Annotated in this window: 3 protein-coding genes; all 3 read right to left on the bottom strand. The window is 72.6% G+C overall.

Annotation, left to right across the window (positions count from 1 at the left end; translation table 11 throughout):
* A partial coding sequence (locus tag VJR25_RS12280; RefSeq protein WP_324115412.1) for an RDD family protein occupies positions 1–437 on the bottom strand: 437 nt, incomplete at its 3' end.
* A complete protein-coding gene (locus VJR25_RS12275) occupies positions 434–2,950 on the bottom strand; it encodes a transglutaminaseTgpA domain-containing protein (protein WP_324115409.1) in 2,517 nt (838 codons plus the stop codon). The genes VJR25_RS12275 and VJR25_RS12280, both read right to left, overlap by 4 nt.
* On the bottom strand, positions 2,947–4,079 hold a 1,133-nt coding region (locus VJR25_RS12270), incomplete at its 5' end, for a DUF58 domain-containing protein (protein ID WP_324115408.1). The genes VJR25_RS12275 and VJR25_RS12270, both read right to left, overlap by 4 nt.

Below are 4,079 nucleotides of genomic sequence, written 5' to 3'. Positions count from 1 at the left end.
CAGCCGCGGTGCCGCTCGGCGTCGAAGAGCGGCGTGAAGTAGCCGACGAGGATGACGCAGGATGCCGCGAACACGATGTTGCGCAGCGCCGCCCGCCAGAATCCGATGGGGCGGCCCGTGCCCTCCTGCTGCAGGCTGATCCCGCACATCCGCTGACCGACCGAGCCGGTGCCGCCCTGCATGATCGTCACGACGAGCCACCACGCGAACGTCAGCACGTACGCGACGATCTGCACGATCGTGACCTTCGGCACCGCGGCCGTCAGCTGCTGCTGGGACGCGATCGCACTGAGGCTGATCACCATGGTGACGATGCCGACGACCGAGCCGATCAGCGCGAACGGCACCATGTCGATGACGTAGGCGCCCACGCGCCGGCCGAGGGATGCCTTGACGCCCGCCGTGGGAGCGACCGGCCCCGGTGCAGAAGTGCTCATGCGCCGTTCTCCTTCAGGTCATCGCGGGCGTCCCCACGATCGGGGTGCGTACCCCGTGCTGTCTTCGTCCCAGGCCCGTCGGCCCGGTGTGCGGGCCCGCGTCCGACGTCGTCGCGATCCGAGCCCGACACCGAGCGTACGGCCTGAGCGCCGGCTGTCCGAGCCGAGTCCACCACGGAGCGGGCGGCCTGACGCACCGCCTGGGACAGGCGCGTGTCGGCCAGATAGGCGCGCAGGCTCAGCCGCGCCCGCAGGCGCCGCCACACGGATGCGCGCTCCCCGAGCCCCGCCACGATCTCATCGACCTGGCGCCAGAACTCCTCGATCTCGGTCGCCGAGGGCTCGGCCGGACCGAACACCTGGCCGTCGGCGCGCACCGCAAGACCGGCGACGGCGGGGTCGGCGAGCGACGCCCCGAGCAGTGCGGCGTCCTCGGCGCGCGTGGCACCCGGCGGCACCCGCGTGCCGTAGTCGGATGCCCGGTCGACCAGCTCGTCCCAGCCGCCGGAGATGCGGTCCGCCGGGTTCTCGGCATCCCTGCGCTTGCGGCGCCGGGAGGCCTTCAGCGCGCCGATCACGAGGAACGGCGCAAGCAGGATCGCGACGACGCCGAGTGTTCCGCCGCCGATCGCGAGGATGGGGCCGAGCAGCGCCAGGAACCCGTTGGTCTTGTGGTCCACGCCCCGGTCGTTCTGCACCGACGGCGAATCGTCCGCCGGCTGCTGCACCGGAGGCGGCGGCTGGGGAACCTGCGGCTTGGGCTTGGGCTTCGGCTTCGGCTTCTGCGCGGTCGCGATGCGGTCCCTCGACGGCGTCGGGTCGAACGACACCCAGCCGGACCTCTGGAAGTCGACCTCCACCCACGCGTGCAGGTCGTCGCCCGTCGCGGTGAACCTGCCCGCAGCGGCCGAGCCCGGGTAGTAGCCCATGACGACGCGGGCCGGCATCCCGAGGCTGCGCGCCATGAGCGCCATCGTGACCGCGTACTGCTCGTCGTCGCCCACCATCTGGTCTGCGTCGGTCAGCTCGGAGATGCGCTCGGCGCCGTGTCCCGCCCGCGAGACGACCTCGCCGCGCAGGCCGTGGCTGAAGAACCCGTTCTTGTGCAGGTAGTCGGCCAGCGCCTGCGCCTGGTCGTAGGGCGTGCGCGCCTTCGAGACGACGGTGGCCGCCTTGTCGACGACCGACTGCGGCACATCATCGGGCTTCGGCAGGGTGATCGGGGCGAAGACGTCCTTCTTCAGGGTCGCCGCGGCGGGGCGGCTGTCGATGAGCGCCTGCACCGTGTACCTGTCTCCCGGGGTGAGCCCCGCGGTCACCACGGCGGTGCCGCTGTCCTCGTTGTAGTTGCCGGAGCGACGGAGGGCGTCGGCATCCTTCCCGTCGAACGTGATGTTCTGCACCCAGCCCGCATCGGGCAGCCACACGCCGGTGAGCGCGCCCACCGTGAACCGCAGCGTCGCCGGCGTGCCGGTCTCGCCCTGCGACATGTTCGTGCGCAGCGGGGTGAATGCGCCGGATGCGCTGGTGGCCGCGGAGGCCACGTTGTAGACGACGCCGGTGTAGGCATCCATCGTCGCGAGCCGGATGCGGGCGTCCTTCGGCAGCCCGGTCACGGTGAACAGGGCGGTCTTCTCGTCGTCGCGCACCTGTTTGCGGAACGACTGCAGCGGGCTCGGGTACTGCCGCACGTCGAACGGCGGGACGATGATCTGGCGCAGCACCTGCCGAGACTGGGTGGGCGGCGCGAGAAGCGTCGCAGCCACGCCCGCGCCGGCCGCGATGACGACCACCAGCGCTCCGGAGACGAGCCGCGTGCCGCCCCCGCCGGACACCGGGGAGGCTCCGGAGACGATGACGCGCTCGTCGGACGGCGCCCACGCCTGGCGCACCGCCAGCCAGCCGAGCGCGGTGGCGGCGAACAGGATGCCCTGCACGATCGGCACCGCCGGCTCCGGCATGCTCATGACGATCTGCACGACGAGCGAGACGGATGCCGGGATCAGCGCCCACGCGGCACGGCGCAGCCGCAGGGCGAGCGACGCCGTCAGCACCGCGGACACGAACGTCAGCAGGAAGGGGACGATCAGGAACCCGTCGGCTGCCGCTACCGGCGGGATGGTGGTCAGCAGCTGCTTCCACGAGGTGACGACGCCGACGGCCAGTGCGCCGAGCGCTTCGCCGGTCGGCACGAACCCGAACGCGGCCGACTGCGGCACGGCGAGTGCGGGGCCGAACAGGAAGTACGCCGCGACGGCGAGGCCGGCCGTGATCAGGATGCCCCAGCGCCGCCAGGCGCACACGGCGGCGACGGCCAGGCCGAGCACCAGAGCCCCGACGGCTGCGACGAGGTAGCCGGGACCGGCGAAGGTGGGCCACCAGCCCGCGATCGAGACGACCAGGAACGCGGCGGTGGCGCCGAGGTCGAGGATCCAGCGGCGCAGCGGCGGCGCAGAGACGTGCGGAGCCCGGGCGTGCGTGGCCTCGAGGCCCGCGGCGGCCGTGGGGATCATGCGAGCACCCTCCGGAGCGTCCGGGGCAGGTCCTCCAGGGCGCCCACGGTGACGACGTCGGTGTCGGCGATGCGCTGCAGCTCGGGGGTCTTGCCGATGGCAGCGCGCACCACCAGCGAGCGCGCGCCGTACGGCAGCCGGCTCACGGCGGCGCGGAGGGAGGCGGCATCCGTCCCCCGGCCGACGACGAGCACGACGACGGTCGCGTCGGCCACGTCGGCGGCGATCGTGCCGGCGAGGTCGACCAGGCTGCGCCGGCCACGGCTGAACCGGACGCCGGACAGCGTGTCGAGCAGGCGCTTGCCGGTGGACGCCTGGACGCTGCGGCCCTGGGTGAACAGCTCCACCTGCATGGAGTCCTGCACGCCGCGCAGTCCGATCGAGCCCGCGACCGACACGCCCAGCTCGAACTCGTCGGCATCGTGGTAGTCGTGCGGGCTGCGGGACAGGCCGATCACGAAGTGCGACCGGCGGGTCTGCTCGTACTGGCGCACCATGATGGTGCCCGTACGCGCGGACGAACGCCAGTGCACGTGCCGCAGGTCGTCGCCCGGCTGGTACTCGCGCAGGGCGTGGAACGAGACGTCGTCCGGGGCCAGGTCGGCGGTGGGCAGGCCTTCGAGGTCGCGCAGGAACCCGAGCGACTGCCCCTCGAACCGGGTGGTGCGGGGATGCACGTACAGGTCGACCGGCTCGTCGGTGCTGTGCACGCGCTCGAAGAGGCCGAGAGGGTCGCCGCGCACGACGCTGACCGGGCCGACCTTCAGGATGCCGCGACGCTGGGTCGGGATCGCGAACAATTCCTCGACGTTCTCGCCCGGCGCCAGGCGCTTGACCGGGAACGACCCGCGGCCGTGCCCCACCGGCAGCACGACCCGGGACGGCAGGATGGCCCGCGGCGACGGATTGGCCAGGGTGAGCGCGCCCACCGCCCGCTCTCCCACGACCACCCGGGTGCGGTTCAGGTCGAGGCCGACGTCGTACGCGGTGCGTCCGATGAGGAAGAACAGCGAGACGGCGAGCGCCGCGGTGAGCACCACGGCGGCGGTGAACAGCTCCACCCAGCCGTACACCAGCGCCAGCCCCCAAAGCACCGCCGCGGTGCCGATCAGCACCCACGCGATGGGGC

The sequence above is a fragment of the Microbacterium sp. genome (assembly GCF_035277845.1).
Taxonomy (GTDB): domain Bacteria; phylum Actinomycetota; class Actinomycetes; order Actinomycetales; family Microbacteriaceae; genus Microbacterium.
The sequence above is the reverse complement of the archived record's forward strand: the minus strand, read 5'-3'. Positions and strand labels throughout refer to the sequence as shown.

Bases quoted from the DNA above. Each gene is read 5' to 3' on its own strand.
- VJR25_RS12275 (WP_324115409.1), bottom strand. From the start codon at position 2,950: ATGATCCCCACGGCCGCCGCGGGCCTCGAGGCCACGCACGCCCGGGCT.